This window comes from Arthrobacter sp. BB-1, from assembly GCF_006151685.1.
Classification (GTDB): Bacteria; Actinomycetota; Actinomycetes; order Actinomycetales; family Micrococcaceae; genus Arthrobacter.
Map to the genome: position 1 here is coordinate 1 of NZ_VDEV01000028.1, position 24,774 is coordinate 24,774.

Annotated in this window: 31 protein-coding genes; 19 read left to right on the forward strand and 12 right to left on the reverse strand. The window is 68.3% G+C overall.

Going from position 1 to position 24,774, the window contains the following annotated elements; genetic code table 11:
• Nucleotides 1-34: 34 nt before the first annotated feature.
• The gene (locus FHJ30_RS15750; protein ID WP_139030215.1) at nucleotides 35-211 is read right to left on the reverse strand and encodes a CsbD family protein; all 177 of its coding nucleotides are present in this window, start codon (nucleotides 209-211) and stop codon (nucleotides 35-37) included.
• A 157-nt stretch (nucleotides 212-368) separates the two neighbouring features.
• Between FHJ30_RS15750 and FHJ30_RS15755 the strand changes: the two genes are divergently transcribed.
• Nucleotides 369-1,118 (forward strand): ABC transporter permease, encoded by a 750-nt coding sequence (locus FHJ30_RS15755; RefSeq protein WP_139030216.1) that lies wholly within the window; start codon nucleotides 369-371, stop codon nucleotides 1,116-1,118.
• Between the two features lie 69 nt (nucleotides 1,119-1,187).
• Here FHJ30_RS15755 and FHJ30_RS15760 read toward each other — a convergent pair whose 3' ends face one another.
• The 4 genes from FHJ30_RS15760 to FHJ30_RS15765 form a co-directional block, all read right to left on the reverse strand.
• Complete coding sequence (locus FHJ30_RS15760) at nucleotides 1,188-2,345, reverse strand: glutamate--cysteine ligase (protein WP_139030217.1); 1,158 nt, start codon at nucleotides 2,343-2,345, stop codon at nucleotides 1,188-1,190.
• A gap of 53 nt (nucleotides 2,346-2,398) precedes the next feature.
• On the reverse strand, nucleotides 2,399-2,533 hold the full coding sequence (locus FHJ30_RS21885; protein ID WP_257223665.1) for a hypothetical protein: 135 nt from the start codon (nucleotides 2,531-2,533) through the stop codon (nucleotides 2,399-2,401).
• 143 nt (nucleotides 2,534-2,676) lie between these two features.
• A complete protein-coding gene (locus FHJ30_RS21415; protein ID WP_171059099.1) occupies nucleotides 2,677-2,841 on the reverse strand; it encodes a hypothetical protein in 165 nt (54 codons plus the stop codon).
• On the reverse strand, nucleotides 2,838-3,137 hold the full coding sequence (locus tag FHJ30_RS15765) for a hypothetical protein (protein WP_139030218.1): 300 nt from the start codon (nucleotides 3,135-3,137) through the stop codon (nucleotides 2,838-2,840). The genes FHJ30_RS21415 and FHJ30_RS15765 overlap by 4 nt, the downstream gene beginning before the upstream one ends.
• Before the next feature lie 399 nt (nucleotides 3,138-3,536).
• Between FHJ30_RS15765 and FHJ30_RS15770 the strand changes: the two genes are divergently transcribed.
• The 4 genes from FHJ30_RS15770 to FHJ30_RS15785 are packed head-to-tail and all read left to right on the forward strand — an operon-like array spanning nucleotide 3,537 to nucleotide 5,117.
• Nucleotides 3,537-3,794 (forward strand): hypothetical protein, encoded by a 258-nt coding sequence (locus tag FHJ30_RS15770; protein ID WP_139030219.1) that lies wholly within the window; start codon nucleotides 3,537-3,539, stop codon nucleotides 3,792-3,794.
• Nucleotides 3,794-4,081 carry a hypothetical protein gene (locus FHJ30_RS15775; RefSeq protein WP_139030220.1) on the forward strand — a complete coding sequence of 96 codons (288 nt, stop codon included), beginning with the start codon at nucleotides 3,794-3,796 and terminating at the stop codon, nucleotides 4,079-4,081. The genes FHJ30_RS15770 and FHJ30_RS15775 overlap by 1 nt, the downstream gene beginning before the upstream one ends.
• Nucleotides 4,078-4,794 carry a GAF and ANTAR domain-containing protein gene (locus tag FHJ30_RS15780; RefSeq protein WP_139030221.1) on the forward strand — a complete coding sequence of 239 codons (717 nt, stop codon included), beginning with the start codon at nucleotides 4,078-4,080 and terminating at the stop codon, nucleotides 4,792-4,794. Before FHJ30_RS15775 ends, FHJ30_RS15780 begins: the two co-directional genes overlap by 4 nt.
• A gap of 8 nt (nucleotides 4,795-4,802) precedes the next feature.
• The gene (locus FHJ30_RS15785; protein WP_139030222.1) at nucleotides 4,803-5,117 is read left to right on the forward strand and encodes a hypothetical protein; all 315 of its coding nucleotides are present in this window, start codon (nucleotides 4,803-4,805) and stop codon (nucleotides 5,115-5,117) included.
• Nucleotides 5,118-5,157: 40 nt separating this feature from the next.
• On the opposite strand, the gene FHJ30_RS15790 is transcribed toward FHJ30_RS15785, so the two are convergent.
• Nucleotides 5,158-5,973, reverse strand: a complete 816-nt coding sequence (locus FHJ30_RS15790) for a carbon-nitrogen hydrolase family protein (RefSeq protein ID WP_240793730.1) — start codon at nucleotides 5,971-5,973, stop codon at nucleotides 5,158-5,160.
• Nucleotides 5,974-6,306: 333 nt separating this feature from the next.
• Nucleotides 6,307-6,837: a DUF2243 domain-containing protein gene (locus FHJ30_RS15795; RefSeq protein ID WP_139030223.1), complete on the reverse strand. Its 531-nt coding sequence runs from the start codon at nucleotides 6,835-6,837 to the stop codon at nucleotides 6,307-6,309.
• Between the two features lie 423 nt (nucleotides 6,838-7,260).
• Between FHJ30_RS15795 and FHJ30_RS15800 the strand changes: the two genes are divergently transcribed.
• A complete protein-coding gene (locus tag FHJ30_RS15800) occupies nucleotides 7,261-7,485 on the forward strand; it encodes a hypothetical protein (protein WP_139030224.1) in 225 nt (74 codons plus the stop codon).
• Between the two features lie 131 nt (nucleotides 7,486-7,616).
• Nucleotides 7,617-7,880 carry a GlsB/YeaQ/YmgE family stress response membrane protein gene (locus FHJ30_RS15805; protein WP_139030225.1) on the forward strand — a complete coding sequence of 88 codons (264 nt, stop codon included), beginning with the start codon at nucleotides 7,617-7,619 and terminating at the stop codon, nucleotides 7,878-7,880.
• Nucleotides 7,881-7,888: 8 nt separating this feature from the next.
• On the opposite strand, the gene nhaA is transcribed toward FHJ30_RS15805, so the two are convergent.
• Entirely contained in the window at nucleotides 7,889-9,241 is a 1,353-nt protein-coding gene (nhaA, locus tag FHJ30_RS15810) for a Na+/H+ antiporter NhaA (RefSeq protein ID WP_139030226.1), read from the reverse strand.
• 190 nt (nucleotides 9,242-9,431) lie between these two features.
• Here nhaA and FHJ30_RS15815 point away from each other — a divergent pair, with 190 nt between their 5' ends.
• From FHJ30_RS15815 to FHJ30_RS15825, 3 genes are all read left to right on the forward strand, one after another.
• Nucleotides 9,432-10,208, forward strand: a complete 777-nt coding sequence (locus FHJ30_RS15815; RefSeq protein WP_139030227.1) for a CHRD domain-containing protein — start codon at nucleotides 9,432-9,434, stop codon at nucleotides 10,206-10,208.
• 24 nt (nucleotides 10,209-10,232) lie between these two features.
• On the forward strand, nucleotides 10,233-10,934 hold the full coding sequence (locus tag FHJ30_RS15820) for a class F sortase (protein ID WP_139030228.1): 702 nt from the start codon (nucleotides 10,233-10,235) through the stop codon (nucleotides 10,932-10,934).
• A 73-nt stretch (nucleotides 10,935-11,007) separates the two neighbouring features.
• Nucleotides 11,008-11,664: a hypothetical protein gene (locus FHJ30_RS15825; protein ID WP_139030229.1), complete on the forward strand. Its 657-nt coding sequence runs from the start codon at nucleotides 11,008-11,010 to the stop codon at nucleotides 11,662-11,664.
• A gap of 56 nt (nucleotides 11,665-11,720) precedes the next feature.
• Here FHJ30_RS15825 and FHJ30_RS15830 read toward each other — a convergent pair whose 3' ends face one another.
• Nucleotides 11,721-12,389: a PAS and ANTAR domain-containing protein gene (locus tag FHJ30_RS15830; RefSeq protein WP_139030230.1), complete on the reverse strand. Its 669-nt coding sequence runs from the start codon at nucleotides 12,387-12,389 to the stop codon at nucleotides 11,721-11,723.
• A 284-nt stretch (nucleotides 12,390-12,673) separates the two neighbouring features.
• Between FHJ30_RS15830 and FHJ30_RS15835 the strand changes: the two genes are divergently transcribed.
• From FHJ30_RS15835 to FHJ30_RS15850, 4 genes are all read left to right on the forward strand, one after another.
• On the forward strand, nucleotides 12,674-13,009 hold the full coding sequence (locus tag FHJ30_RS15835) for a heavy-metal-associated domain-containing protein (protein ID WP_139030231.1): 336 nt from the start codon (nucleotides 12,674-12,676) through the stop codon (nucleotides 13,007-13,009).
• A 56-nt stretch (nucleotides 13,010-13,065) separates the two neighbouring features.
• The gene (locus FHJ30_RS15840) at nucleotides 13,066-15,198 is read left to right on the forward strand and encodes a heavy metal translocating P-type ATPase (RefSeq protein ID WP_139030232.1); all 2,133 of its coding nucleotides are present in this window, start codon (nucleotides 13,066-13,068) and stop codon (nucleotides 15,196-15,198) included.
• A gap of 79 nt (nucleotides 15,199-15,277) precedes the next feature.
• Complete coding sequence (locus FHJ30_RS15845) at nucleotides 15,278-15,808, forward strand: hypothetical protein (RefSeq protein ID WP_139030233.1); 531 nt, start codon at nucleotides 15,278-15,280, stop codon at nucleotides 15,806-15,808.
• 75 nt (nucleotides 15,809-15,883) lie between these two features.
• On the forward strand, nucleotides 15,884-16,504 hold the full coding sequence (locus tag FHJ30_RS15850) for a DUF305 domain-containing protein (protein WP_139030234.1): 621 nt from the start codon (nucleotides 15,884-15,886) through the stop codon (nucleotides 16,502-16,504).
• 185 nt (nucleotides 16,505-16,689) lie between these two features.
• Here FHJ30_RS15850 and FHJ30_RS15855 read toward each other — a convergent pair whose 3' ends face one another.
• A complete protein-coding gene (locus FHJ30_RS15855; protein ID WP_139030235.1) occupies nucleotides 16,690-17,910 on the reverse strand; it encodes an FAD-dependent oxidoreductase in 1,221 nt (406 codons plus the stop codon).
• A gap of 173 nt (nucleotides 17,911-18,083) precedes the next feature.
• Here FHJ30_RS15855 and FHJ30_RS15860 point away from each other — a divergent pair, with 173 nt between their 5' ends.
• The 5 genes from FHJ30_RS15860 (at nucleotide 18,084) to FHJ30_RS15880 (ending at nucleotide 23,709) form a co-directional block, all read left to right on the forward strand.
• Nucleotides 18,084-18,755, forward strand: a complete 672-nt coding sequence (locus FHJ30_RS15860) for a low molecular weight phosphatase family protein (protein WP_139030236.1) — start codon at nucleotides 18,084-18,086, stop codon at nucleotides 18,753-18,755.
• A 119-nt stretch (nucleotides 18,756-18,874) separates the two neighbouring features.
• Complete coding sequence (locus tag FHJ30_RS15865) at nucleotides 18,875-20,002, forward strand: LCP family protein (RefSeq protein WP_139030237.1); 1,128 nt, start codon at nucleotides 18,875-18,877, stop codon at nucleotides 20,000-20,002.
• Between the two features lie 182 nt (nucleotides 20,003-20,184).
• A complete protein-coding gene (locus FHJ30_RS15870) occupies nucleotides 20,185-21,861 on the forward strand; it encodes an alkaline phosphatase (RefSeq protein ID WP_139030238.1) in 1,677 nt (558 codons plus the stop codon).
• A 140-nt stretch (nucleotides 21,862-22,001) separates the two neighbouring features.
• Entirely contained in the window at nucleotides 22,002-22,778 is a 777-nt protein-coding gene (locus FHJ30_RS15875) for a histidine phosphatase family protein (RefSeq protein ID WP_139030239.1), read from the forward strand.
• Entirely contained in the window at nucleotides 22,762-23,709 is a 948-nt protein-coding gene (locus FHJ30_RS15880; protein WP_240793731.1) for an NAD(P)H-hydrate dehydratase, read from the forward strand. Before FHJ30_RS15875 ends, FHJ30_RS15880 begins: the two co-directional genes overlap by 17 nt.
• Nucleotides 23,710-23,887: 178 nt before the next feature.
• Here the strand turns inward: FHJ30_RS15880 and FHJ30_RS15885 are convergent, their stop codons facing one another.
• Nucleotides 23,888-24,310, reverse strand: a complete 423-nt coding sequence (locus FHJ30_RS15885) for an Hsp20/alpha crystallin family protein (protein ID WP_139030240.1) — start codon at nucleotides 24,308-24,310, stop codon at nucleotides 23,888-23,890.
• A gap of 197 nt (nucleotides 24,311-24,507) precedes the next feature.
• On the reverse strand, nucleotides 24,508-24,699 hold the full coding sequence (locus FHJ30_RS15890; protein WP_139030241.1) for a hypothetical protein: 192 nt from the start codon (nucleotides 24,697-24,699) through the stop codon (nucleotides 24,508-24,510).
• Nucleotides 24,700-24,774: the final 75 nt, after the last annotated feature.

Below are 24,774 nucleotides of genomic sequence, written 5' to 3' on the forward strand. Positions count from 1 at the left end.
CTGGAGCCGCACCCTTCCGCTTGCCACAAGGCACCTAGTCTTTCTTGAAGGCGTCCTTGACCTTTTCCCCGGCCTGCTTAAGGTCACCCTTAGCCTGGTCAGTCTGGCCCTCAGCCTTCAAACGATCATCACCGGTTGCTTCACCGGCGGCCTCTTTGCCCTTGCCGCCCAGCTTTTCGGCGGTGTTTTCGATCTTGTCATCCAAACCCATGGTGTTTCTCCCTACGGTCGGCTCCCGCCTGCGTAACGCCAGCGGCTTGCCCTCCCATCGTAACCACAAATCACTAAGGGTGCTGATTATTGATGGCCACCCGCCGGCTGCCGGTCACCGAGCGGCCGCCAGGCGCCGACGTCGATAGGCTGGACCTGTGCCATCCCTCGCCGCACTGGTCCCCACGCTGTGGGCTGTTGCCATCCTGATGGCCCTGGCCACGGCAGTGCTCTGGGGCGCCCGCTCGCCGTCGTTCCTTGCCCCTGCCCTGGCCATCCTGCGCGGCGCCGCGCAGCTGGCCCTCATCAGCCTGGTGCTGGGCGGCATCATCACGGACCCGATGTGGGTGGGGGCCGCGCTGCTGGTCATGTTCATGGTGGCCGCGGTGACGGCAGCGCGCCGGCTGTCCTGGTCCTGGCGGCGCTTCGGGGCGGTGGCGGCCACCATGGCCGCGGGGATCACCATGACCCTGGTGGTGGTGTTCGGCACCGGGGCCGTGGAGCTCGCACCGCGGTACGTGCTTGCCGTGGGCGGGATCGTGATCGGCAACTGCATGACGATCGCTGTCCTGGCCGGGCGCCGGTTTTTCGAAACCGTCCACGAGCAGTGGGACCAGGTGGAAGGCTGGCTGGCCCTGGGCGCGGCACCCAGGCGCGCAACGCTGTTCCAGGCCCGCGTGTCCGTGCATTCAGCCCTGATCCCCTCGACCGACCAGACCAAGACCACGGGCCTGGTGACGCTGCCCGGCGCGTTCGTGGGCGCCATTTTCGGCGGCGCGTCACCGCTGGAGGCCGGCCGGTTCCAGGTGGTGGTGCTGGCGTCCATCATGGCGGCGGGCGCCGTCACCGCCGTCGCGCTCGTCCATTCCCTCGGCGCAGTCAAGGTCCGCCCGGACCCAACTAGGTAGCGCTAAGTGTCGTTTTGGGCGGTCAAAACGACACTTAGCGCTACCTAGTTTGGGCTGGCGGGGAGGGGTTCAGGGGACGCGGACCGTGCAGTTGACGGCGTCGGCCACCACCTCCTCCAGGTCTCCCGTCCGGTGCAGCACCTCGAGCTGCCGTACAGCTCCCGTCCCGGTGCGCAGCACCTCGTCCACCAGTTCCTCCACATGGTCCAGGTCGCCAATGTCCTCCAGCGCCTCACGGATGTGGTTCAGGAGGGAATTGACGACGGCGAGCGCCGGGGCGGGGCGGCTGGTCACCGGATCCAGGAGTTCCGCACGCAGCCCCCACCGGCTCGCTTTCCAGCCGGCCAGCCGCAGCAGCCCGGTGGGTACTGCGACGGGCGGGACGCCCTCGCGCCATTCCCTGGCCGCCGTTTCCACGAGCCCGCGGGCTATCCCGGCGAGCAGTACGGTGTGCTGCGGCCGGAGGCACACGTCCGCGATCCGGATTTCCACCGTGGGATAGTGCCGGGACAGCCGGGCGTCGAAATAGATCATCCCCTCGTCCAGCGCCACGCCGGTGCTCACCATGTCATGCACCAGCTGGTGGTAGGCATCCGGCGAACCCAGGATTTCCAGGGGCCCGGCGGACGGCCAGCGGTTCCAGACCTGCGAGCGGTAGCTGGCGTAGCCGCTGTCCTCGCCGTGCCAGAACGGGGAGTTTGCGCTGAGCGCGATCAGCACCGGGAGCCAGGTCCGGATCCGGTCCAGCACCGCCACCCCCTCCTCCGCCGAGTCAACCGACACGTGCATGTGGCAGCCGCACGTGAGCTGTTCCCTGGCGGTGAGGCCGTACTCCTCGGCCATGGCCGCGAACCGCCGCAGCTGCACCGGATGCGGGTCGCAGGGCAACGGGGACGTTGCCAGGGCGGCCACCCTGACCCCCACGTCCTCGGCGGCCTGGCGGGCGATGGCCCTGCCCGCAATGATGTCCGCTTGGAGCGCAGCCATGGTGGAGTGCGGCGGCGTGACCACCTCGATCATTTCCTGCTGGAACTCGGCCGTCAGTACGGGACCGGCGCTCGAATCCAGCGGCCGGACGTACAGGTCAAGGAGGGCAGCCGCCATCGGCACCGCCTCCCCTATCGCGGGGTCCACCAGGAGCAGTTCCTCCTCGATCCCGAAGGTCCGGGTCGTCCGTGCACTGCCGCTGCCGCCTACTCCGTTGCCGTCACTGCCCAAGCTGCCCATCGCCGTCGTCCTTTGATCCCCTAACCCGCCCACTCCGTTCCATCCGCGCCAGTTCATCCCGGAAGGCGGCAAGCAGTGGACTGCACGTCCACCACCGGGAAGCCCACGCTGCGGAAGGCGTCTGCCAGCCAGTTGTCCGAGCGGAGCAGGACCTGCGCGTGCTCCGGCACCCCCAGCACGCCGGGCACGCGCACCCACTCGGCCAGCTGCCCCTCCGCGCGCCCCGCCGCGAGCGGACAAAGGCGTGAAGCCGCGCGCCGCCGTCGTGATCCCGGGCGCTGCCACGGCCGTCCATGCCCGCTCCCCTGCCCCTCTCCCGCCGCCGGACCGGTCAGCGCGGCCGGGCAGGATGGCAGCAGCTGACCAGCTGCGGCATCTCCCCCTCGGCAAGGCCGTAAATCCGGGTGGGAAGCGTGCCCGCCGGGAGGTGGCCGTGGTCCGGCAGGGGCGGTTCCTTGTGCAGGGGTGCCACGGTGTTTTGGGGTGCATCGGTCATGACTGCGGAGCCCCCTGCGCGGAGCCGGAGCGGTCCGGCGAGCCCGTCCGCCCGGATGTGGATGGCCCGCCCGACGTGCCCCAGCCTTGTGCCAGGCGGTCGTAAACCAGGTCCAGCAGCTCCGCGGCCCTCTGGTTCAGCCTGCGCGAGTCATCCAGGCTCCGGTCCAGCCGGGCGATTTCCGCCCGCAGCTGGGCGATGTCCGAGGCAGCTACGGCCAGCCGGAGGTGGACCTCCTCCAGGGGGTCGGCCAGCGGCTCGTGCTCCTGCAAAGCCTCAATCAGGGGATCATTCATGGCGTTGTCCTCCGTTGTATTCGGCGGGTTGCTGCGGCACGTGCGTGGACGCGGCAGTCCCAACCGGAACTGGCGTGGACGGGCTCTGCATACCGCCGAGTGAAGAACATGATAAGCACACTTACCAATGCCCGGGAAGAGGTGCCTGCCATGATGTCTGGCGCTGGGACGCTGTGCGGGCGCTGCCCGGGCCCTGTGGGCGATAGCCGGGCGTACGCAGGCGTGTGCTGGCTGCGGCCACGCCGGCTGCTCCGGCTGTACTTCCTTTTATGTGACGCGTAATCTCAGGAGTGTGACGGGAATCATTTCCCTTCCCCTCCAGGCCCCCTGCACAGGCCCCAGGAGCAGCCGCTGGAGTAAACCGGCGGCACATGATGCAGAAGCGGAACGGGGCCAACCATGGCAACCTCGCACTTCCAGCAGTTCCTCCACCAAGCCACAGTTTTCGATCCGTCCAACGACGGCGGCCTGGGGCCCGACTGCCTCTACGGCCTGTACGTCAGCTGGGCCGAACTCCACGGGCTGCAGCCCAGATCAGACCAGGCATTCCGCGCCGGAATGCACCGCTGCGGCGTCGACCTGGGGGACAGCAGGCTCCGGATGACGGGGCCGGCCGCGGCTGACTACATCCTCTACAGCTATCCGGCTGTCGCCTGATGTCGCTCTATTGGGACGACGTGGGCGCAGAGTCCGCCCCTTGGCCGGACAACCCTTCGGACGTCCTGGCTTTCGGCGGCAACTACATCCATTGCGGGCAGCCGATGACGCGCGCCGGAGCGGAAGTGCGCCGCATCTCCAGTACATACGAGGAAAAGGACCGGCCGGACCCCTTGGCGGTCTATCTCGCCACCCGGGTGCTCCGTTGCTGTTGCGGTTTCCAGATGGAGATTCCGGACCACGGCCACGCCGGGAACCCGGACCCATACCAGGAGCCGGCGGAGTGAGCAGCCTGCCCCTGGACGACCTGACTGTGGCTGTGGCGCGCATCCGCGGGTTGCTGCTGAGCCAGGAAAAAGCGGACAGGGCCGTCAGCCTGCTGGCCCAGGCGATCAAGCAGGCCATGCCTGGCGCCACCGGAACAGGAGCATCGCTCCTGGACCCGGCCGGCGGCCTGGTGAGCAGCGGCTCCACGGATGCCGTGGTGCGGCAGGCCGACACCGCTCAGTACGAACTGGGTGAGGGCCCTTGCCTCACGGCGTGGGCCGCGGAAGAAGTAGTCATTATCCAGGACGTCCACACGGAGGGGCGGTGGCCCCGCTGGACGTCGGCGGTTGCCGGGCTGCCCGTCCGATCGGTGGTCAGCGCGCCCCTGCTGGCCGGAAAGGAAGCGATCGGAGCCTTGAAGATCTATTCGGCCCTGCCCGGGCAGTACGACGACGACGCCGGAAGCACCCTGGCCCTCTTCGCCGGAACTGCCGCGACTCTCCTGGCACACATCCAAGGCAGCGAGGCGCCGCTTCGGATGTCCGAGGAGCTCAAGGCCACGCTGGCCAGCCGGGACACCATCAACCGCGCCTGCGGGGTGCTGATGGAACGCCACGGCATCAGCCATGACCAGGCCTTGCAACAGATGATCAACAACGCGCGGGCGGCCGGTGCCCCCTTGGTCAAGATCAGCGAAAAGCTGGTCACCAAGGTGCCCCCTGCCGAAGGCTAGGGCGGACTGTGGGCTTCGATCCGCACGAACCAGAGCAGCGCAGCCGGCTTAATCAGGCCCTGGCCGCGGCAGACGTCACCGCGGGCGAGCTTTGGCTCCGGTACTTCGGCATGAGCGGTTCTGCCGGCGAGTATGAGGTCCAGGCATACCTTGAGGGCCTTCTTTCGCTGCCGCCCAGTGAGCGCGATCTGCTGGCCATGGCGGCGAATGAGCTCATCCGCGAGGCACCGGAACGGCTCATCCGTGGCGCTCCGCCGCTGCTGGCACCCTACGCGGACCAGCTGAACGGCTCCACGCAGGGCGAGCGGTCCGGGAGCGACTGACTGCCCACCCCTGACCCGCCCACCTCGGGCGGTGGGCGGGTCAGGGGTGGGGACGCGGCACCGGGCAGGGGACGACGGCGAAGCGGCGGTTGTCCAGCACCGGCACCTGCCTGCGCACACGCTTGAGCCGGTCCAGGCTGAGGTCCGCAACGATGAGTCCCGCTTCTTCCCCGGCGTTGGCCACCACCACGCCCGCCGGGTCCACCGCCATGGAGTATCCCGTGGCCAGCGGCCCGGTCTGGTTGGCTGCCAGGACGTAGGCCGTGTTCTCGATGGCCCTTGCCTTGAGCAGGGTGCTCCAGTGGTCCTCCTTGCCCGGACCCCTTATCCACATGGCGGGAACCAGGAGCACGTCCGCTCCGGCGTCCACCGCCGCCCGGGCACTCTCCGGGAACCGGAGGTCGTAGCAGGTGAACGCGCCGAACCCGAAGCCGCCCAGGCTGAACACCAGCGGTTCCCCCGGCCTGCCGGGGGCAATTCCCTCACTTTCCCGGTAGCCGAAGGCATCGTAGAGATGGACCTTCCGGTAGCAGCCCAGCATGACGCCGCGGCTGTCCAAGGCCACCAGGGTATTGTGCGGCAGCCCGTCCGGGTTCCTCTCATAGGTCCTCACCACCACGGCGATTCCGTGCCGCCTGGCGAGGGCGGCGACGGCGGCGACGAAGGGGCCGTCCAGGTCCTGCGCCACGGCCGCAATTGCCCTGGACCCCTCATTGCTGCCGTAGAGGCTGGACTCAGGAAGAAGGACCAGGTCCGCTCCCGCACCCGCCGCCGCCTCCACCAGCCGGCCCACCGCCGTCGTATTTTCACCGGCGTTGGTGCCTGCACTGAACTGGCCTGCCGCCACGCGCATCATGCTGCTCCTTCCAAGCGGCCGGCCATGTTTTCCCGGTTGCCGCCCAACCCCTTCCCACCAGCATCCTGCCCGTGCAAGGGTTGCCAGACAAGCCTCCCGCCCCTGGCCGTAGGCACGGGCTCGTGCAGGGGCCTCTGGAGCGTTCCGGAGGGATCCCCCGTGGGTACACGCGAAAAATTCTTAGGCTACGACGCCGGACGGTTGCCTTGGTTGACTGGTAGCGCGGGGAGGCGTCCAGGAGCTGGGCGATGGTGGTGCCGATGAGTTCAACAGGGCTGATTTCCGCCGATGCCGCGCCTCAGCTGATTTATTCAGCATGCCTGCCATCCTGCGCTACTCAAACACCTTTTGACCGGACGTTTGGCTGCCCCGGTACAGCAGCCAGCCGCCCACCACCAGGGCTACGCTGACGGCCAGGAAGCCGAGGTCCCATGCCAGCGGCCCGCCAAGATCGTCCCTGACGTGGTGGATCTGCAGCAGCTGGTGGTTGACCAGGCCTTCGACGATATTGAAGCCGCCCCATCCCGCAAGGGCCAGGCCCCCGTGGAACTCCCAGTCAGGGGACAGCCGGCCCTGCCGCCGTGCCCGCACCACCAACGCGGCCGACGCCACCACCAGCACCCACATGGCACTGTGGAACAATCCGTCCGCCAGGGTGTTGAGTTCGAGTCCGGGCACTGTCCTGGTGCTGCCGCTTTCGGTGTGGCTGAGCATGTGGTGCCATTGCAGCAGCTGGTGCAGGACAATCCCGTCCACGAAACCGCCCACCCCCATCCCGAACAGGAAGGCGGGCGCCCGCGCCGCCGTCCCAGCCGCGCTGCCAACTGCCCCGGCAGCCGCCGGCCTACTGCGTTCCCGTGACATTTCGAGCCCCCTCCGCCGGTGCGACCTTCAGCTTGTCCCTACCCGCCGTCGTCCGCTCTAAGCGCAGCGAGCCGCCACAGGTGATGTAACGGGACACCCTTGCCCAACGCCGGCACAAGGTGAAACGTAGGGCAGGCGGTGCTTGCCGTCCGCCCGCCGTCGGACGTTCCTCGCCCCTGTTTTCGACACGGTTATCCACTGGTGACGCGCACGTTCCCTGACGCGGCCCGTATATGGGGGCGCCGCCGATTTTGTGCGTCGCGGGCAAAGATGTGCGTCGCAGGCAAAGATGCGCGTCGCCCGTGCGGCAGAGGCCCTGTTCGCCGGAGCTGAAGGTCACAGGAAAAACACCCGATTGAAACAATTCAGCAACCTCGCCACGGCAAGCTGTGCGTACGGGGACACAACAGCAGGAGGCGCATCATGGAGGCACAAAAAGTACTGACGGCCCAGCTCCGCATCGGCGACCAAATCGAGGCGTGGCACAACGGCAAGCTATTCCACCGGGGGCGCGTTACCGACGTCGTTCCCGCCCTGGAACTCTTCTGGATTTTGGACGCGAGGACGGGCGCGCGGAAGCTGCTGGACCCGGAGGCGCTGGAGATCCGGCACGTGGAGGAGCAGGCCAAGCCGCTGGCACCGGCCTGATTTTCGCGGAGCGGCTGGTGCCGTCCCGGGCAAAGGGGGCGGCACCGGCGCGTGCATAGAATGGACCCATTGCGGCACCGCTGCGGCACTCCGGGCGATTTCCGCCCGCAACCACCACGAAGGAGCACACCGTGATCGGATTCATCGTCGCCGGCCTCATCATCGGCGCGCTTGCCCGCCTCATCAAGCCGGGCAAGCAGAACCTGGGCCTGCTGGCCACCCTCCTGCTGGGCCTTGCCGGCTCGGTCATCGGCGGGGTGGTGGCTTCGCTCCTGGGCACCGGGGACATCTTCGAGCTGAACTTCCTGGGCTTCATCGTGGCCGTCATCGCCTCGGTGCTCCTGGTGGGTACGGCCGAAGCAGTGGCCGGCCGGCGGAGTTCAGTCCGCCGCTAAGCCTGGCTCTAGGCCCTGCCCTGGTACACGTCCGGGATGCCGTCCTGGTCAGCGTCCACCCTCTCAAGCTCTTCGGCGGCCCGGTACTGCCGATTCCGGGTCTTCAGCACCGCCGTCGCCAGCAGCGCGGCGAGCAGGGACGCGGCCAGGATGCCCACCTTGGCATGGTCGTCGTGCAGGCTGCCCTGCCCGAAGCTCAGTTCGGCCACCAGCAGGGACACCGTGAAGCCGATGCCGGCCAGGAGCGCCACCCCAAAAATATCGATCCACTTAAAGGACTCATCCAGCCGTGCCCTGGTGGCCTTGGTCAGGACCCACGTGGTGCCCAGGATGCCGACCGGTTTGCCCAGCACCAGCGCCACGATGATGCCCAGCGCCACCGGATCCGCGAGCGCCGAGCCCAGTCCTTCCAGGCCGCCCACGGCCACGCCGGCGGAGAAGAACGCGAAGATGGGAACCGCGATGCCGGCGGAAATGGGCCGGAACCGGTGCTCGAAGATTTCCGCCAGGCCGGGTCCTGCCTCCGGGCCGCCGCCGGCCTGGGACCGGACGACGGGGATGGCGAAGCCCAGCAGCACCCCGGCAACGGTGGCGTGGATGCCTGAAGCGTGCACCAGCGCCCAGGTGGCCACGCCCAGCGGCAGCAGGATGACCCAGGACGCAAAGACCTTGCGGCCGAAGAAGTGGCGGAACTTCTGGGCCAGGAACGTGTAGATGGCCAGCGGAATGAGGGCCAGGAGCAGCGGTACGGGCTGCAGGTCGCTGGTGTAGAAGAACGCGATGATGCTGATGGCGATGAGGTCGTCCACCACGGCCAGGGTCAGCAGGAAGATGCGCAGTGCGCTGGGCAGGTGTGATCCGATGATGGCCAGCACCGCCACGGCGAACGCGATGTCCGTGGCAGTGGGGATGGCCCAGCCGCGCAGGGTTTCAGGGCTGGTGAAATTGATTGCCGCATAGATCACTGCCGGGACCAGCACGCCGCCCACGGCTGCGGCCACAGGAACTATCGACTTGCTGATCTGGCGCAGGTCCCCGGCCACGAACTCGCGTTTGAGCTCCAGGCCCACCAGGAAGAAGAAAATGGCCAGCAGTCCGTCGGCGGCCCACGCGCCAAGGCTGAGGTCAAGGTGCCAGGGCTCGTAGCCAACCTTGAAGTCGCGGAGGGCAAAGTAGCTGTCCGACGCCGGCGAGTTGGCCCAGACAAGGGCGATGAGCGCAGCGGACACCAGCAGGGCCCCGCCAACCGTTTCCTTGCGGAGAATCTCCCCGATCCGGAGCGCCTCGGCATAGCTGCCGCGGGCAAAAACGGCGGGCTTCCGCGGCGGGGATGGCGGTGTGGCGGGCGAGGGATGGTTCATAGGGGGCTCCCGGGATCTGGGTTCGACAAAATCATGCCGACCAGACTTCCCGGCGCACCTTTGTCCATCCTACAGGGACCGCTTTGTGCTCCATTTCACTTTTGTCCCATCCGGAACAGCAGCAGCGCCGAATCACTGCTGTCCCTCATCTGGGACGACCACGTCACTTGTATGAGGAGACTGCTTTCCGATGAACAAAACACTTCGCTACCTTGCTGTTCCCACGCTCGCCCTGGGCGCCCTTGCCCTTTCCGGCGCCCCCGCCACGGCCCATGATGGGGCCGACCACTACCAGTCCACCCTGGGCCAGCTCAACGGCAGCGCAGGCTCCGGCAGCATCACCCTTGACGTCACGGGCAACCAGGCCCACGTTGTCCTGAAGGTTTCGGGCATGCCCGCCACCTTCATGGACGCCCCGTACCCGCACGTCCAGCACATCCACGGCGGAGCCCAGGGCGCCTGCCCGGCTCCTTCTGCCGACAAGGACGGCGACCAGGTCATCTCCACCACCGAGGGCGCCCCGTCCTACGGCGGCATCGTCACCACCCTCTCCACGAGCGGCGACACCAGCCCCGCCGCGGGCCTTGACCTGAAGGTGGGCGGCCAGGGCGCCGCCTACACCGTTGACCGCACGTTTGAACTGAACGCCGAGACCAAGGCGGCCCTCCAGGCAGGCACCGCGGTGGTGGTGGTCCACGGCCTTGACCCGGCCACCCTCAGCGCAGCCGGCCAGGCCGCAAAGAGCGACCTCGCCCCCACCCTCCCGCTGGCCGCAACATCCCCGGCCCTGTGCGGGACCCTGGTGGCCGGGCAGATGAAGATGCCGGCAGGCGGCGCTGATACCGGCATCACCCAGGAGACGGGCACCGGCACCGGAGCCCTGGCAGTCGGCGGCGGCCTCGCCCTGGTTGCCCTCGCCGGCGGCGCCTACGTGGTCCGCCGCCGCAGCTCCGGATCAGCCGCATAGCAACAGGCCGACTGGATCAGCACTGTGAATGACACGGATTCCGGCCGCCGCGGGGGCCTTTGGGCCTCCACGGCGGCCGGGCTTCTGCTCGCCTTGGCCCTTGCCGGCTGCGGCTCCGGCAGCAACGGAACGTCCGACGCCGGCGCCCCACCTTCCGCTTCCGGCGCCCCTTCCGCGGCGGTCGTCTCTCCTCCGCCCGCCCCGGCCGTGGCGGCACCTTCCGCGTCCACTCCCGCGGCCGCGCCCTCCGCAGCAGGGCCCGCAGCCCTGCCCCGGTCCGAGCCGGTGGCCCTGGAAATCCCCGCGATCGGGGTGCGGACCGACCTCCTGAAGCTCGGCCTGCGGGAGAACGGATCGCTGGAGGTCCCCCAGGACAGCGGGAACGGCGCACCGGCCAGCTGGTACAACGGTTCACCCACCCCCGGCGAACGCGGCCCGTCCGTCATGCTGGGCCACGTCAACTCGCCCAACGGCCGCGGCGGCGTCTTCGCGGACCTCCGCAAGCTTGCCCCCGGGATGGACATCGCCGTTTCCCGCGCTGACGGCAGAACCGCCGTCTTCACCGTTGACCGCGGCGAGCTCTACGGCAAGGACAGCTTCCCCACACTGGAGGTCTACGGAAACACCTCCGGGCCCGAACTCCGGCTGATTACCTGTGACGGCTACGATCCCGCCACCGGGCTCTTCGACGACAACTACGTGATCTACGCCAAGCTCAAAGCCTGACCGGGGCCTCCAGGCAAACGCCACCCCAAACGGCCGCAGGATCCGGAACGGATGCGGCCAGGACGGAAGAGTCATGACCACCCGTTTTCCACTATTCGCCGCCCTGGCACTCTCCTCCCTGCTGCTCTCCGGCTGCGCCGCGGCGGCCGGATCGCCGGGCCCTGCGGGGGCGGCAGCGCCGTCATCGGACGCCCCTTCCCCTGCTGCCGCGCCGTCGAAGGCATCCCCGCCCCGGCACGGCGGCCACGCCGGCCACCAGGGCGGCGGTGCCATGTCACCACGCACCGCGGTCAAAGGCCCCAGCGAGGCGGCAAAGATGGTGTGCCGGGAGCAGCCGATGGACCGGCTCACCATGATCCTGGACCTTGGGCAGGACCCCCATACCGTCGAAACATGGGCCGACAGCACGTTCACCTGCACGTACCACCTGGACGAGGGCGCCCTGGAGATCTCCGTCAGGGAAGCGCCGGACCGGGCGGCTGCGCTGACATACTTCGACGCCATGCAGGCCCTTGCGGTGGGTGCCACGCCCATTCAGGGACTGGCCAACCTCGGTTTTCCTGCCTATGAAACCGCAGACGGCTCGGCGGTGTTCCAGAAGGACAGCTTCGTGCTGCAGGTGGACGCGTCAGGCCTGCCGGGAACGCTGGGGCCGGACGCCATCAGCCGCAACGCCCTGGCCTACCAGCTGTCCACCACCATCCTGGCGTGCTGGGTGGAACACCACTAACGGCGCGGTGTATCCGCCCGGGAAGTGCGGGGACAGCGTGGCGTGTGCGGGCAGCGCTATCCCGCCCGCTGCCGGACCGGCCTGCCCTGCCCGTCGGCGGCAATGGCCCTCACGGCCGCCTCCAGGTAGTTGCCGGATTCCGCGGAATTTGCCAGCTGAACGAGCTCCGCGGCCACTACCACCAGCTTCACGTTCCGGTGGCTGCTGGTGCTGACCAGCATTTGGAAGGCTTCGTCCGAGCCCATCTTCAGCTGGCCCATGAGGATTCCGCGCGCCTGGTCGATCACGGTGCGGGTGGAGGTTGCGCCGATCACCGCATCCCGGGCGGTCTGTTCGGTTTCGCGCTGGAGCGTCGAGGTGAGGTCGATCATCACCCCCTCCAAGGCTGTGACCTGGCCGCCGTCCATCATCGCGTCACCGGATGTCAAAACCCGCCGGGTCCGGCCCTGGGCGTCGATGATGCGGTGGTACATGCAGAAGTAGCCGCCGTTTTGGACAACCTGGGCAACAATGTTTTCGCACCGGGGCCTGTCCTCCGGATGCTTGTGGGAAAAGAGCAGCTCAATGGTGGGCACAACCTCGCCCCTGGTGTATCCGTGCAGCTGGAACATGCCGTCGGACCAGTGGATCTTCCCGGATCCAAGGTCCACGTGGAACGTTCCGGCACCGCAGACACTGTCCCCCAGCGCGCTCGAGTAGGTGTAAGGGCCGGTCAGCTCCGTCACAGGCCACCTCCTTGTAGCATCCGACACATCCGCGGGCCTGTGGCACACACGCACTGCCTTAAGTATGGCCGCCCGGCGACTGCCGGGATAGGGCCGATGGCCCCCTTCCGCGCCGCGGGAGATTCGGGGAAGGCCTTGACCGCTATACCCCCTAGGGGTATATTCAAAGTGTTGTCAGTGAAGTGGTATGTCCAGGCCGGTGCAAGCACCGCCATCACAGCCGTTCAACCCCAGCACCCTGCTTCTCCAGCAAGGAATCATCCTTTACAAGGAACGGAACTGACATGTTTGACATTGAAAACCGGACCGCGCTCCCCCTTGCCTCCAGCGCCGGCTGCAGCTGCTGCTCCCCCGCCGGACACGCACCCAAGGCGCAGTCCGCCGTCGTAAATCACGACGCCGGCACAGGCTCCCGGCGGACGTTCACCCTGGAGGGCCTCACCTGCGGGCACTGCGTCCGGACCGTCGAGAAGGCCGTCTCCGCCCTCGAGGGCGTTGAGTCGGCGTCGGTTGACCTGGTACCGGGCGGCCGTTCCGGCCTCACGGTGGCCGGTTCCGCTCCGGACGCGGCTGTCCGGCAGGCCGTCACCTCGGCCGGGTATTCCCTGGCTTCCAACTGACTTTCCCGCCCGGGGCTGCTGGCCCCGGGATTGCGGAGCCCTCCAAGGAGGAACACATGCAGGACCACCAGCACATGCGCCATCACGACGACGACCATCCCGCACAAGGGACCCTCACCAGACCAGCGGCCGCTCCGGCGGGCGCCGGTGGCCCAGGCGGGCACACCCACCCCGACGACGACCACACGGTCCACACGCACGGACAGCATGCCGGGCACAGCACAGCCATGTTCAAGAACAGGTTCTGGCTGACGCTGGCGCTGTCCGTTCCCGTGGTCTACTTCAGCCCCATGGTGGGCCACATCCTGGGCTACATGGCGCCCATGTTCCCCGGTTCTACCTGGATCCCGCCGGTCCTCGGCACTGTCATCTTCCTCTACGGCGGCCAGCCCTTCCTCAAGGGGGGCCTGCAGGAACTCAAGGACCGCCGGCCCGGCATGATGCTCCTGATCGCCATGGCCATCACGGTGGCGTTTGCGGCCTCGTGGGTCACCAGCCTGGGTATCGGCGGGTTCGACCTGGACTTCTGGTGGGAGCTCGCGCTGCTGGTGGCCATCATGCTGCTGGGCCATTGGATTGAAATGCGGGCGCTGGGTTCGGCCCAGGGCGCCCTGGATGCCCTCGCCGCCCTGCTGCCCGATGAAGCCGAACGCATCACGGACACCGGCACCGAAACCGTCCCCGTCTCCGAGCTCCGGCCTGACGACCTGGTCCTGGTCCGGTCCGGAGCCCGCATGCCGGCCGACGGAACCGTGGTGGACGGCCAGGCGGAGTTCGACGAATCGATGATCACCGGCGAATCCAAGACCGTGCCGCGCGGCCCGGGCGACCCCGTGGTGGCCGGAACGGTGGCCACGGATACGAGCGTCCGCGTCCGGGTGACGGCGGTTGGTGACGACACAGCCCTGGCCGGCATCCAGCGCCTGGTGGCCGAGGCACAGTCATCGTCCTCGCGGGCCCAGGCGCTGGCCGACCGCGCCGCGGCCTTCCTGTTCTACTTCGCCGCCGGAGCAGGCGTGATCACCTTTATCGCGTGGACCCTGCTGGGCAGCATCCCCGAAGCCGTTACCCGCACCGTCACCGTCCTGGTCATCGCCTGCCCGCATGCCCTTGGCCTGGCCATCCCGCTGGTGATCGCCATCTCCACCGAGCAGGCCGCCCGCGCCGGAGTACTGATTAAGAACCGGATGGCACTCGAACGCATGCGCACCATCGACGTGGTCCTCTTCGACAAGACCGGCACGCTCACCACCGGCGAGCCCAAGCTGGTGGACGTTGCGGCCGCCGAGGGAGTCGATGCCGACGAGCTGTTGGCCCTTGCCGCCGCCGTCGAGTCTGACAGCGAGCACCCCGTGGCCCGGGCCATTGTCCGCGCAGCCCGGGAACGCAACCTCACGCTTCCTGCCGTCACGGAGTTCGGCTCCCTGACCGGCCGGGGCGTCCGGGCCAGCGTGGAGGGACGGACCGTGCACGTGGGCGGGCCCGCGCTCCTGCGTGAGCTTGGCGCCGTCGAACCTTCCGCCCTGGCGCAGTCCACCCGCGGGTGGATGGACCGCGGCGCTGCCGTCCTGCATGTCATTGACGACGACGGCCGCGTGCTGGGGGCGGTCAGCCTGGAGGACGCAGTGCGGACGGAGTCGCGGCAGGCCGTGGCTGCCCTGCAGAACCGCGGCGTCAAGGTTGGCATGATCACCGGCGACGCCCGCCAGGTGGCCCAGGCCGTGGCCACGGACCTGAAGATCGACGAGGTGTTCGCGGAAGTCCTGCCGGCGGACAAGGACAAGAAGGTGGCCGAACTCCAGGCCCGCGGGCTGAAGGTGGCCATGGTGGGCGACGGCGTCAACGATTCTCCCGCGCTGGCACGCGCCGAGGTTGGCATCGCGATCGGCGCCGGCACGGACGTGGCCATGGAGTCCGCCGGAGTGGTGCTGGCCGGAAACGATCCGCGCGCGGTGCTGTCCATGGTGGACCTGTCCAGGGCCAGCTACCGCAAGATGTGGCAGAACCTGGTGTGGGCCACCGGCTACAACATCCTGTCCGTGCCGCTGGCCGCGGGCGTCCTGGCGTTCGCCGGGGTGGCGCTCTCCCCCGCAGCCGCGGCGGTCCTGATGTCCGCGTCCACTATTGTGGTGGCGTTGAACGCCCAGCTGCTGCGGCGGGTGAAACTCAACCCGTCCGAAGTACGTTGATAGGGCAGGGCAGGACCCCGTTCCCGGGGAAGACCCGGCCCGGCGTCATCCAGACGACTTGCACGAAGGAGGAAACAGCATGACCGCACGCGCCCGCGTCCTGTCGGCAGCCCTCCTCCGCGCGGGGCTGTTGGCGGCGGTCCTGGCAGTCATGGCCGGGATCCTCGGGATGCACGTCATGACGGCCAACCACTCGTCGCACGCGGGGCATGCCGGCACCGTCAAGGCCCAGGCGGCACACCCGTCCGGCGGGCAGTCGGCCGGGGACGCCGCCGTCGGGCATTCCCTCGCCGGGCATTCCCACGCCGGGCACACGGCCGGGGACGCCGCCGTCGCGCGCCCTGCCGCACTGGCTCCGGCCTACGCCGCCGGACATCAGGCCACAAGCGCAGCTTTTTCCGCCGCGGAGTCCTGCGGCTCCGCCTGCCCTGGCGCGCAGGAAGCCGGCGCACCGTGCATCCCGCTGGCCAAAACCGCTTCGCTCGCCGTTGTCCCGCCCCCGGTCGGCGCCGCCGGGCCCGCACCCGCAGCCCGCACCCGGGACGCCGTCGGATATTCCTACATCCCGTCAGGCCCCACACCCTGCGACCTGTCCATCAGCCGGACGTAAACGGACTGTGCCGCGTGGCTGCCCACGCACGGATCGGCCCAGTTCAATTACTTCCTTGAAGGACACCCAGAAAAAATGAAGACGAACCTCAAAACCCTGTCCATCGCCGCTGCCCTGGCAGCCTCGCTCGGCCTTGCCGGGTGCGCCGCCGGTTCCGGAAGCTCCGGCGGAAACACCATGCCCATGAACCACGGCAGCTCCGGCCCCATGTCCAGCATGATGCCGGACGCCAGTGCCGACCATAACCAGGCGGACATCATGTTTTCCCAGATGATGATCCCGCACCACGCGCAGGCCGTGGAGATGAGCGACATGATGCTCGCCAAGCCGGACCTGCCCGCGGAGGTCACCGCCCTGGCAACCAAGATCAAGAACGCCCAGGCGCCCGAAATCGAAACCATGACCGGCTGGCTTAAAGAATGGAACGTTCCCGCCATGATGTCCGACCACTCCGGGCATGGCATGGGCGGCATGGTGGATCCGCAGGGCCTGGAAAAGCTCAAGGCCGCGCAGGGAACGGAAGCCGTCCGGCTGTTCCTGGAGCAGATGATCGGGCACCATGAGGGCGCGATCGACATGGCCCAGCAGGAGATCGGCGCCGGGAAGCACCCCGGATCCATCCAGCTCTCCAGGGACATCGTCACTTCCCAGGAAGCGGAGATCGCCCAGATGAAGGAGATGCTGGCCGGCCTCTAACCATCCTCCCCCCCCCCCCCCCGGCGACCCTCTCTCACTTAACGCGCCTTTTCGGCCCACGCTCTCTCACTTGATGCGCCCTTTCGGCCCACGCTCTCTCACTTTCCATACGAAAGTGAGAGAGCGTCGGTCGGGAGACCGCGTTAAGTGAGAGAGCGTCCGATTGGGGGGTGGCGGCCAGGGGGTCACACGGGGTGGCTGACGTGCTCGGGGCGGATTCCGACGCCGATGAACCGGGCCGTCAGCCGGCGCAGCACAGGCGAGGCGAACCGGAGGAGCCCAATGAACCAGCGCGGCGCGATGCTGTTGCCGGCTGCGGCCCGGGCGATGGCCTTGTGCCCGTTGCGCTGAAGCAGCTGCATGACCTTCACCGGCGTCTCGCGGCGCCGCTGCACCGCCGCCAGCTTTCCAACCGGCGCCGTCCCTGCGGCAAGGTCCCCGGAGATGGCGTTGAACAGCGCAACGGCGTCCTGGATGGCGAAGTTCACTCCGACGCCGAACATCGGGGACATCGCGTGGGCGGCGTCCCCGATCGCGATGAATCCGGGACGGTACCACCGCCGGAGCCGGTTGATCTGGACCGACAGGAGCTTGATCTGGTCCCAGTCCGCGAGGGTGGTGACGACGTCGCGAAGGACGGGCGCGGCCTGGCTGATCCGCGCATGCAGGGCTTCCAGTCCGGCCGCCCGGAGCTCGTTGTACCCGCCCTTCCGGATGACCATGCCCGACTGGTACGTGTCGCCGCGGTCGATCGTGAGGACCATTCCCTGGCGGGATATGTACCCGAGGGTTGCCGGCGGGGGATCCGGCGGTTTGGGCAGGCTGAACCAGAGAACGTCGATCGGCACCCCAAACTCGTCGGGGATCATTCCGGCAGCGGAACGAAGTGCCGACACGCGTCCGTCCGCAGCGACGGTGAGCGTCGCGCGGATCTCAAGGCCGCCGTCGTCCTCCGTAACGGCCCGTACGCCGCGAACCTCGTCCTGCTCAATGATGAGGCCGGTGGCTTCGGTGAGCATGCGCAGCTCGAAGTTGGGAAACGCCGACGCCTCGCCGGCCAGGAAGTTCAGGAAGTCCCACTGTGGGGCAAGGACCAGGAAGTTGTCGGGCTCCGGGAGGGTCCGGAAGTCCACGATGGTGAAACGCTGGCCATCCATGACAGCGTCCATGGCGGGCAGCCGGGTGAGCGGCAGCTGCAGGAATTTCCGGCGCAGCCCGAGCTCGCCGAGCAGTGTCACCGTGGACGGGTGCACGGTATCGCCGCGGAAGTCCCGAAAGAAGTCCGCATGCTTCTCGAGCACCGTTACACGCAACCCCGCGCGCGCCAGCAGGTAGCCGAGCACCATCCCCGCCGGGCCGCCGCCGGCAATAACGCAGTCACGCTCGATAACTTTCTCCACGGTCATATCATCGTGCCTCCTCCACGGAACAGTGAGAGATCGTTGCCGAAAAACCCACCGAAAGTGAGAGAGCGTGCGCCAAAAACCCACCGAAAGTGAGAGAGCGTGCGGGGGTTGCGTGTTAAGTTGAAATCCGCGGGCTGGACGGTCCGCGCACCGGCTGGAAAGAGAACATCCCCTTGGACACGTCCCAACCAGTAAGAATCCTGACCGTCTGCACCGGCAACATCTGCCGCTCGCCGGTGGCCGAGAGACTGCTGCAGGCGGGGCTGGACCAGGTGGTGCCGGGCGGTTTCGAGGTGGCCAGCGCGGGCACCCGGGCCATGGTGGGAGACCCCATGCAGCCGCTCTCCGCGGACATCGTGCGCACCTTCGGCGGGGACCCGGACAACTTCGCCGCCCGCCAGCTGAACCAGAAGATCCTCCGCGGCGTGGACCTGGTGCTCACCATGACCTCCGCCCACCGCGGCGAGGTGCTGCAGCTGGACGCCTCGCTCCTCAAGCGGACATTCACCATCCGCGAGTTCGCCCGCATGCTCGACGTCCTGGACCAGCGCGCGGCGGCTTCCAGCGGCATGGTGCCCGCCGCTGCGCCCGCCCCGGATAATCACGACGACGGCGGCCGGCTGGGCGCCAACGCCGCCTTCTGGAAGGGCCTCCCGGCACGGGCCGCGGGGGTGCGCCACTTGTCCCTGCCCGCCGACGCCGCCGAGAACGACATCATCGACCCCTACCGGCGCGCGCCCGAGGTGTACCGGCAGATGGAGGACGAGCTGGCACCGGCGATTGTGTCCATCCTCCGCCACGCGCGCCTTAACGCGCCGGCCTGGCCCGGCGTGCCGCCGTCGTAATCAAGCGGGATCCGCGCAGCCGGCACACGCTGGAAGATGACAGTTTGGATACGCATGTAGCCAGCAGGGGCCCGGCGGGCGGACACTGATCCCACCCATTCACAAAGAGGTGAGGCACAATGAGCACGCCTGACGGTTCCGGCCCCTCCGGCCCCAATCCATCCGAGCCGGCATCCGGGCCCGCTCCCGGCCCCCACAACGGCAGCTGGGTGGCACACGGCCGCCGGCGCTGGATAGCCGCACTGCTGGCACTGGTCCTGGTGGCCGCCGCCGTCGTCGCAGTCATCAGCCTCAACCGCTCCGGCACCGAGGCCCAGCCCGCCGCAACGCAGAGCGAAACACCGTCACCGACCCCATCGGAGACTCCCTCCGAAACGCCGCCGCCCGCCCCTGCTCCCCCGCCGCCGCCCGAGCCCATCCCGGACCTGCCCGCGGTTCCCATGAACGTCCTGGTCATCGGCAGCGACAGCCGCGCCAACGCCCGGGACGCCGCGGCCCATACGGCGGCAACCGGCGAGGCCATGGACCACCGCTCGGACACGCTCATGGTGGTGCACGTCCCCGCCGACCGCCGGACCCTGTACGTGGTGTCCATCAACCGTGACATGTGGGTGGACATCCCCGGTTTCGGCGGCGCCAAGATCAATGCCGGGCTGCAGTACGGCGGCATCGACATGACCACCCAGACGGTGCAGTCGCTGTTCGGGATCACCATTGACCACACCCTGATGCTGGACTTCAACGGCTTCCGGGGCCTGGTGGACGGGCTGGGCGGGATCGACGTCAACGTGCCCATTCCCTTCCAGTCCACGCACGACACGGGGCACGTCTTCGGTCCGGGCGTCAACCACTTGGACGGGCAGTCCGCGCTGGAGTTCGCCCGCGAGCGCTACGCCTTTTCCGACGGCGACTTCCAGCGCGTGCGCAACCAACAGGTCCTGCTCAAGGCCATCCTGGCCCGCCTGACCGGCGGCGGAGGCCTGAACGATGTCAACGCGGTCCGCGGCCTGGTGAATTTCGCGTCCTGCTGCCTCACGGTGGACCGGGGCTTCGACCCCGTGCAGGCCGCCATCCTTGCCTACAGCCTGCGGAACCTGGACGCGAACGCGATCGGCACCATGACGCTGCCCACGGCGGGCTCCGGGTTCATCGCGGGCCAGTCCGTGCTGTTCCCGGATTACGGGGCGATCAACGCCGTTGGTGCAGCGCTGCGGGAGGGGCGGATCGGGGAGCTCGCGGTTCCGTAGCCGGGGTCCGCTGACACTCGACGCGCAAATTCCCTGGCGCACCTCGAATTACGGGTGCGCCAGCGAATGGGCGCTTCGCAGGTCATTTTGCGCGTCGAAACCCGAAGCTGTTCAACGGGGGCTCACCCGGGGTTCACCGGCGGGAAAGCGTCCGTGCGCCCGGCCGGTAGAGGCTGGACGGCATGACTGACATTTCGCGCCGCACCATCGTCAAGGGATCCGTCCTCGCTGCCGCACTGGCGGCCACACCCGCCGCCGCCCAGGCCGCCGCAGTCCAGTCGCCCGCCGGCGTCGCGCTGGTCCGGAACCGGCTCACCCTGCCCAGCGGCATAGCCACCGGAGACGTCACCTCCGATTCCGCCGTCCTGTGGTCCCGCGCTTCCGGTGCCGGGCGGATGGCGGCAGTCCTGCGGGCCGTGGACGACGGCGGCGAGGTCCTCCGCGGCCGCGGCGCCTTTGAGCGCGTCCTCCGCGGGCCCCGCGCAACCCAGGCCTCCGACTTCACCGCCAAGATCCACGCCGGGAACCTGCCGTCCAATACGCGCTTTGCGCTGGAGATCAGCTTCGAGGACGACGGCGGCGCGGCCGGCGAGACCATCAGCGGCAGCTTCCGCACAGCTCCCGACGCCGGGACATACAACGGCAACGGCCGCACCGGTGGGACGAGCGAGGGAGGCGAGGTGCCGGCGTCGTCCGCCCAAAGCTTTGTATGGACGGGTGACACTGCCGGCCAGGGCTGGGGCATCAACGAGGAAATCGGCGGGATGCGCGGCTACCGCGCCATGCACGAGACCCGGCCGGACTTCTTCATCCACTCCGGCGACACTGTCTACGCCGACGGCCCCATTACGGAGACCGTGGTGGAGAAGGACGGGCAGGTATGGCGGAACCTGGTCACGGAGGAGGTGTCCAAGGTGGCCGAGACGCTCACGGAATTCCGCGGCCGGCACCGCTACAACCAGATGGACGCCAACATGCGGGCGATGTTCGCGAACGTCCCCGTCATCGCCAACTGGGATGACCACGAGACCACCAACAACTGGTACCCCGGCGAAATCCTGGACGATCCCCGCTACACCGTCCGCGACGTCAACACCCTGGCGGCCCGGGGACGGCAGGCCTGGCAGGAGAACATGCCCATCGCCGATTCGGCAGCGCTGTGGCGGCCGGGAACGTTCGACGACGCCGGCCAGTACCAGCCTGCCCGCATCTACCGGAAGATCAGCCGCGGCCCGCAGCTGGACATCTTCTGCCTGGACATGCGCACCTTCAAGTCGCCCAACACGGACGGCAAGGAACCGTACGCCACGGCCATCCTGGGCCAGGAGCAGGTGGACTGGCTGATTCGCGAGGTGACCAGGTCCAAGGCCACGTGGAAGGTGATCGCAGCGGACCTGCCGCTGGGCATCATCGTGCCGGATGGTCCGGTGAACCAGGAGAGCCTGGCAAACCGCGACGCGGGTGCTCCCCTGGGCCGTGAGCTGGAGATCGCCGGGGTGCTGAGCGCGTTCAAACACAACGCGGTTAAGAACGTGGTGTGGCTGACCGCCGACGTCCACTACTGCGCCGCGCACCACTACTCCCCCGACCGTGCGGCGTTCACCGACTTCGACCCGTTCTGGGAATTCGTGGCAGGGCCGATTGCCGCTGGATCCTTTGGTCCGAACAAGATGGACGGCACGTTCGGGCCCGAGGTGGTGTTCTCCAAGGCCGGCAAGTTCGCCGGAGAGTCACCACGCAACGGTGAGAACCAGTTCTTCGGGCACGTGCAGCTGGGCGGGGACAACAGCTTCACGGCCAGCCTCCGGAACGCCAATGGCGCCACGGTGTTCACCAAGGTGCTGACGCCGGAGCGGTAGCTTCTTCGCCCGGGTGCGCGCTCCATCCGGCCGCGCACCCGGGTGCCCGGCCGCCGTCGTCCGTTATTTTCCCGGCCCCGTGGGTACGCCGCTGGTAGTGTTCCTGCATTCGGAACGGCACGCAGACGGGGTGATTTCTCTTGAACGACGACGGGCTGACAGAGGCTGTGCAGGAGGCAGGGGCGGTGGAGCTGCTGCTGATCCGCCACGGCGAGAGCGAGGGCAACGTTGCCGCCACCGAGGCACGGGAGGCACGGGCGGAGGTCATCGCCGTACCGGCGCGTGACGCCGACGTGAACCTGTCCGATATTGGGCAGGAGCAGGCGAAGGCGCTGGGCGCGGCGCTGGCCCGGATCGCCGAGGAGTTCCGGCCGGACGCCGTGGTGTCCTCGCCCTACGCGCGTGCCCGGCAGACGGCGGAAATCGCCGTGGAGGTGGCTGGCTGGCCCATGAAGGTGCGCACTGATGAGAGGCTGCGGGACCGCGAGCTGGGCATCCTGGACCGGCTCACCCGGCTGGGCGTGGAGCAGCGTTTCCCGGATGAGGTGGAACGCCGCGAATGGCTGGGCAAGCTGTACTACCGGCCGCCGGGAGGTGAATCCTGGGCGGACGTAGCCCTCCGGCTGCGCTCCGTCCTGGCGGAGCTGAACAACCTGGGCACCGGGCACCGGGTGATGCTGGTGTGCCACGACGCCGTGATCATGCTCTTCCGGTACGTGCTCGAAGGGCTGAGCGAAACAGAACTCCTGGACCTCGCAGCCACAACCTCGGTGCTGAACGCCTCCCTGACCCGGTATGTGCGGCCCTCCGGCGCCGGACCGTGGACGCTCGAGAGCTTCAATGTGGCGGACCACCTGACCGAGCAGGGCGTCACCGTGACCGAACACGGCGGGGATACCAGTGTCCACCCGCGGTGAGGCGGCCGGGGCCGAGCGGGCCGGGGCCGAGCAGCCGACGTTGGTGACGCCGTCGCTCCTGCGCGATTGGCCGCTGCCCTCTCCGGGCGAGGACAAGTACTCCCGCGGATCGGTCTTGGTGGTGGGCGGAGCCCGGGCGACTCCCGGCGCCGCCCTGCTGGCCGGTGCGGCGGCTCTCCGGGCCGGCGCAGGGAAGCTCACCCTGGCGGTCTCGGAGTCCGTGGCTGTCCACGTGGGCGTCGCGCTGCCGGAGTGCGGGGCGGTGGGGCTGCCGGAAACCCCTGGCGGGTCCGTGACGGCCGAGGGCCTTGACCGTATTTCCACGTACCTGGACCGGGCGGATGCCGTGCTGGTGGGCCCGGGCCTCGATGACCTGGACCTGGCCGAGGAGCTGCTCCGGGCGCTGCTCGAGCGGGAGACAGGAGAAGGCGGGCCGAACGGCCCGGGAGGTCCCGCCGTCGTGCTGGATGCCTACGCCCTGGGCGCCCTGGTGAAGGTGGAGGACCTGATTGAGCCGTGGAAAGGCCGCCTGATCCTCACCCCCAACCCCAAGGAGGCCGAGGTCCTGCTTGGCCGCGACGTGAAGGACCTGGAGGCGGACGTGGCCGCGATTGCCGAACGCTACCGTGCCGTGGTCAGCTGCCAGGGCCTGATCGCGCGGCCGCCCGGAGATGCCCCGGAACAGCCGGAGCTCTGGAAAATCACCACAGGATACGGCGGGCTGGGGACCTCGGGCAGCGGGGATGTCCTGGCCGGTGCCATCGCCGGCCTCCGCGCCCGGGGCACCAGTGAAGCGCAGGCCGCATGCTGGGGGACCCACCTTCATGCGGCTGCCGCGGACAGGCTTGCCAGCCGGCTGGGACCGTTGGGCTTCCTGGCGCGCGAACTCGCGGATGAACTGCCCGCGCTGATGCTGGAGCTCAACACCTGACACCGCCTTAAAGGCCCGGACATAGGACGACCCCCGGCCGAAGCCGGGGGCCACCTTATCGGGAAGTTACGGGAGTAGGCTGCCGGTGCGCTTTAAGCGCTGTGGCGTGCGTACTTCGCGATCCGCCCAAAAGGCAGTCAGCAATTTGATACCCGACGTCCCGATTCTTGTGTTGACACTAGGCGGCAATCTCTTGCTTTGCCCCCTTCGTCTCAATCTCGATCTTGCGCGGCTTGGCCTTCTCGGCGACAGGAATCCGCAGCGTCAGGACACCGGCGTCGTACGTAGCCTTCACATTGTCCGTGTCCAGGGTGTCCCCGAGGATCAGCTGGCGGCTGAACACGCCGCGCGGCCGCTCGGAGGCGATCAACTCGGTATCCTTGCCCGCGGGCTCGGGGCGCTCGGCCCGTACCGTCAGGACATTCCGTTCCACATCCAGATCCACAGAATCCAGTGCGACACCGGGCAGATCAAAAGCGACTACAAATTCCTGGTCCTCCCGCCACGCGTCCATCGGCATCGCTGCCGGGCGCGCCGCCGTGCCGAGGACCTGCTGGGCCAGCCTGTCCAGCTCGCGGAACGGATCAGTTCGCATCAACATGGCTTCCCTCCTCGTAAGAGACGGTCCAACACTTTTTGGTACCAGCCGATCTGTATTGGCTGATATAGATTTTTTATCACTGGAGAATCAGGTCTGCAAGGGGTTCAGGAGGGATTTTTAAGAGTTTTTCCGGCCTGCCCTGGACGCGGAAGAGGGGCCCTCTGCGGCAGGCAGAAGGCCCCTCTTATCCTGGTTTGTCAGCTCCGCGTGGGGTCCGGCCGGAGCGGCGCCGGGCCGGGGTCGGGCACCGGCAGCGGGCCCGGCGGTTCGGGTGCCGGGAACGGGTTGGGAGCCGGCGGGCCGGGGTGGCCGGGCTGGGTGGGATCTGGCTGGTCCGGGCCTGGTTCCGGCGGAAACGGCTCGGGCTCGTGCACTGGCGGGATGGTCATGTGACGTTCCCCTCTCACGTTTGATGGACGTGCCTTGGCGTGATCAGGATACGCCCGCCACCTCAAGCCCACTAG

Bases quoted from the DNA above. Each gene is read 5' to 3' on its own strand.
- FHJ30_RS15750 (WP_139030215.1), bottom strand. From the start codon at position 211: ATGGGTTTGGATGACAAGATCGAAAACACCGCCGAAAAGCTGGGCGGC.
- FHJ30_RS15760 (WP_139030217.1), bottom strand. From the start codon at position 2,345: ATGGGCAGCTTGGGCAGTGACGGCAACGGAGTAGGCGGCAGCGGCAGT.
- FHJ30_RS21415 (WP_171059099.1), bottom strand. From the start codon at position 2,841: ATGACCGATGCACCCCAAAACACCGTGGCACCCCTGCACAAGGAACCG.
- FHJ30_RS15765 (WP_139030218.1), bottom strand. From the start codon at position 3,137: ATGAATGATCCCCTGATTGAGGCTTTGCAGGAGCACGAGCCGCTGGCC.
- FHJ30_RS15770 (WP_139030219.1), top strand. From the start codon at position 3,537: ATGGCAACCTCGCACTTCCAGCAGTTCCTCCACCAAGCCACAGTTTTC.
- FHJ30_RS15775 (WP_139030220.1), top strand. From the start codon at position 3,794: ATGTCGCTCTATTGGGACGACGTGGGCGCAGAGTCCGCCCCTTGGCCG.
- FHJ30_RS15790 (WP_240793730.1), bottom strand. From the start codon at position 5,973: ATGATGCGCGTGGCGGCAGGCCAGTTCAGTGCAGGCACCAACGCCGGT.
- FHJ30_RS15795 (WP_139030223.1), bottom strand. From the start codon at position 6,837: ATGTCACGGGAACGCAGTAGGCCGGCGGCTGCCGGGGCAGTTGGCAGC.
- FHJ30_RS15800 (WP_139030224.1), top strand. From the start codon at position 7,261: ATGGAGGCACAAAAAGTACTGACGGCCCAGCTCCGCATCGGCGACCAA.
- nhaA (WP_139030226.1), bottom strand. From the start codon at position 9,241: ATGAACCATCCCTCGCCCGCCACACCGCCATCCCCGCCGCGGAAGCCC.
- FHJ30_RS15815 (WP_139030227.1), top strand. From the start codon at position 9,432: ATGAACAAAACACTTCGCTACCTTGCTGTTCCCACGCTCGCCCTGGGC.
- FHJ30_RS15825 (WP_139030229.1), top strand. From the start codon at position 11,008: ATGACCACCCGTTTTCCACTATTCGCCGCCCTGGCACTCTCCTCCCTG.
- FHJ30_RS15835 (WP_139030231.1), top strand. From the start codon at position 12,674: ATGTTTGACATTGAAAACCGGACCGCGCTCCCCCTTGCCTCCAGCGCC.
- FHJ30_RS15840 (WP_139030232.1), top strand. From the start codon at position 13,066: ATGCAGGACCACCAGCACATGCGCCATCACGACGACGACCATCCCGCA.
- FHJ30_RS15845 (WP_139030233.1), top strand. From the start codon at position 15,278: ATGACCGCACGCGCCCGCGTCCTGTCGGCAGCCCTCCTCCGCGCGGGG.
- FHJ30_RS15850 (WP_139030234.1), top strand. From the start codon at position 15,884: ATGAAGACGAACCTCAAAACCCTGTCCATCGCCGCTGCCCTGGCAGCC.
- FHJ30_RS15855 (WP_139030235.1), bottom strand. From the start codon at position 17,910: ATGACCGTGGAGAAAGTTATCGAGCGTGACTGCGTTATTGCCGGCGGC.
- FHJ30_RS15865 (WP_139030237.1), top strand. From the start codon at position 18,875: ATGAGCACGCCTGACGGTTCCGGCCCCTCCGGCCCCAATCCATCCGAG.
- FHJ30_RS15870 (WP_139030238.1), top strand. From the start codon at position 20,185: ATGACTGACATTTCGCGCCGCACCATCGTCAAGGGATCCGTCCTCGCT.
- FHJ30_RS15885 (WP_139030240.1), bottom strand. From the start codon at position 24,310: ATGTTGATGCGAACTGATCCGTTCCGCGAGCTGGACAGGCTGGCCCAG.
- FHJ30_RS15890 (WP_139030241.1), bottom strand. From the start codon at position 24,699: ATGACCATCCCGCCAGTGCACGAGCCCGAGCCGTTTCCGCCGGAACCA.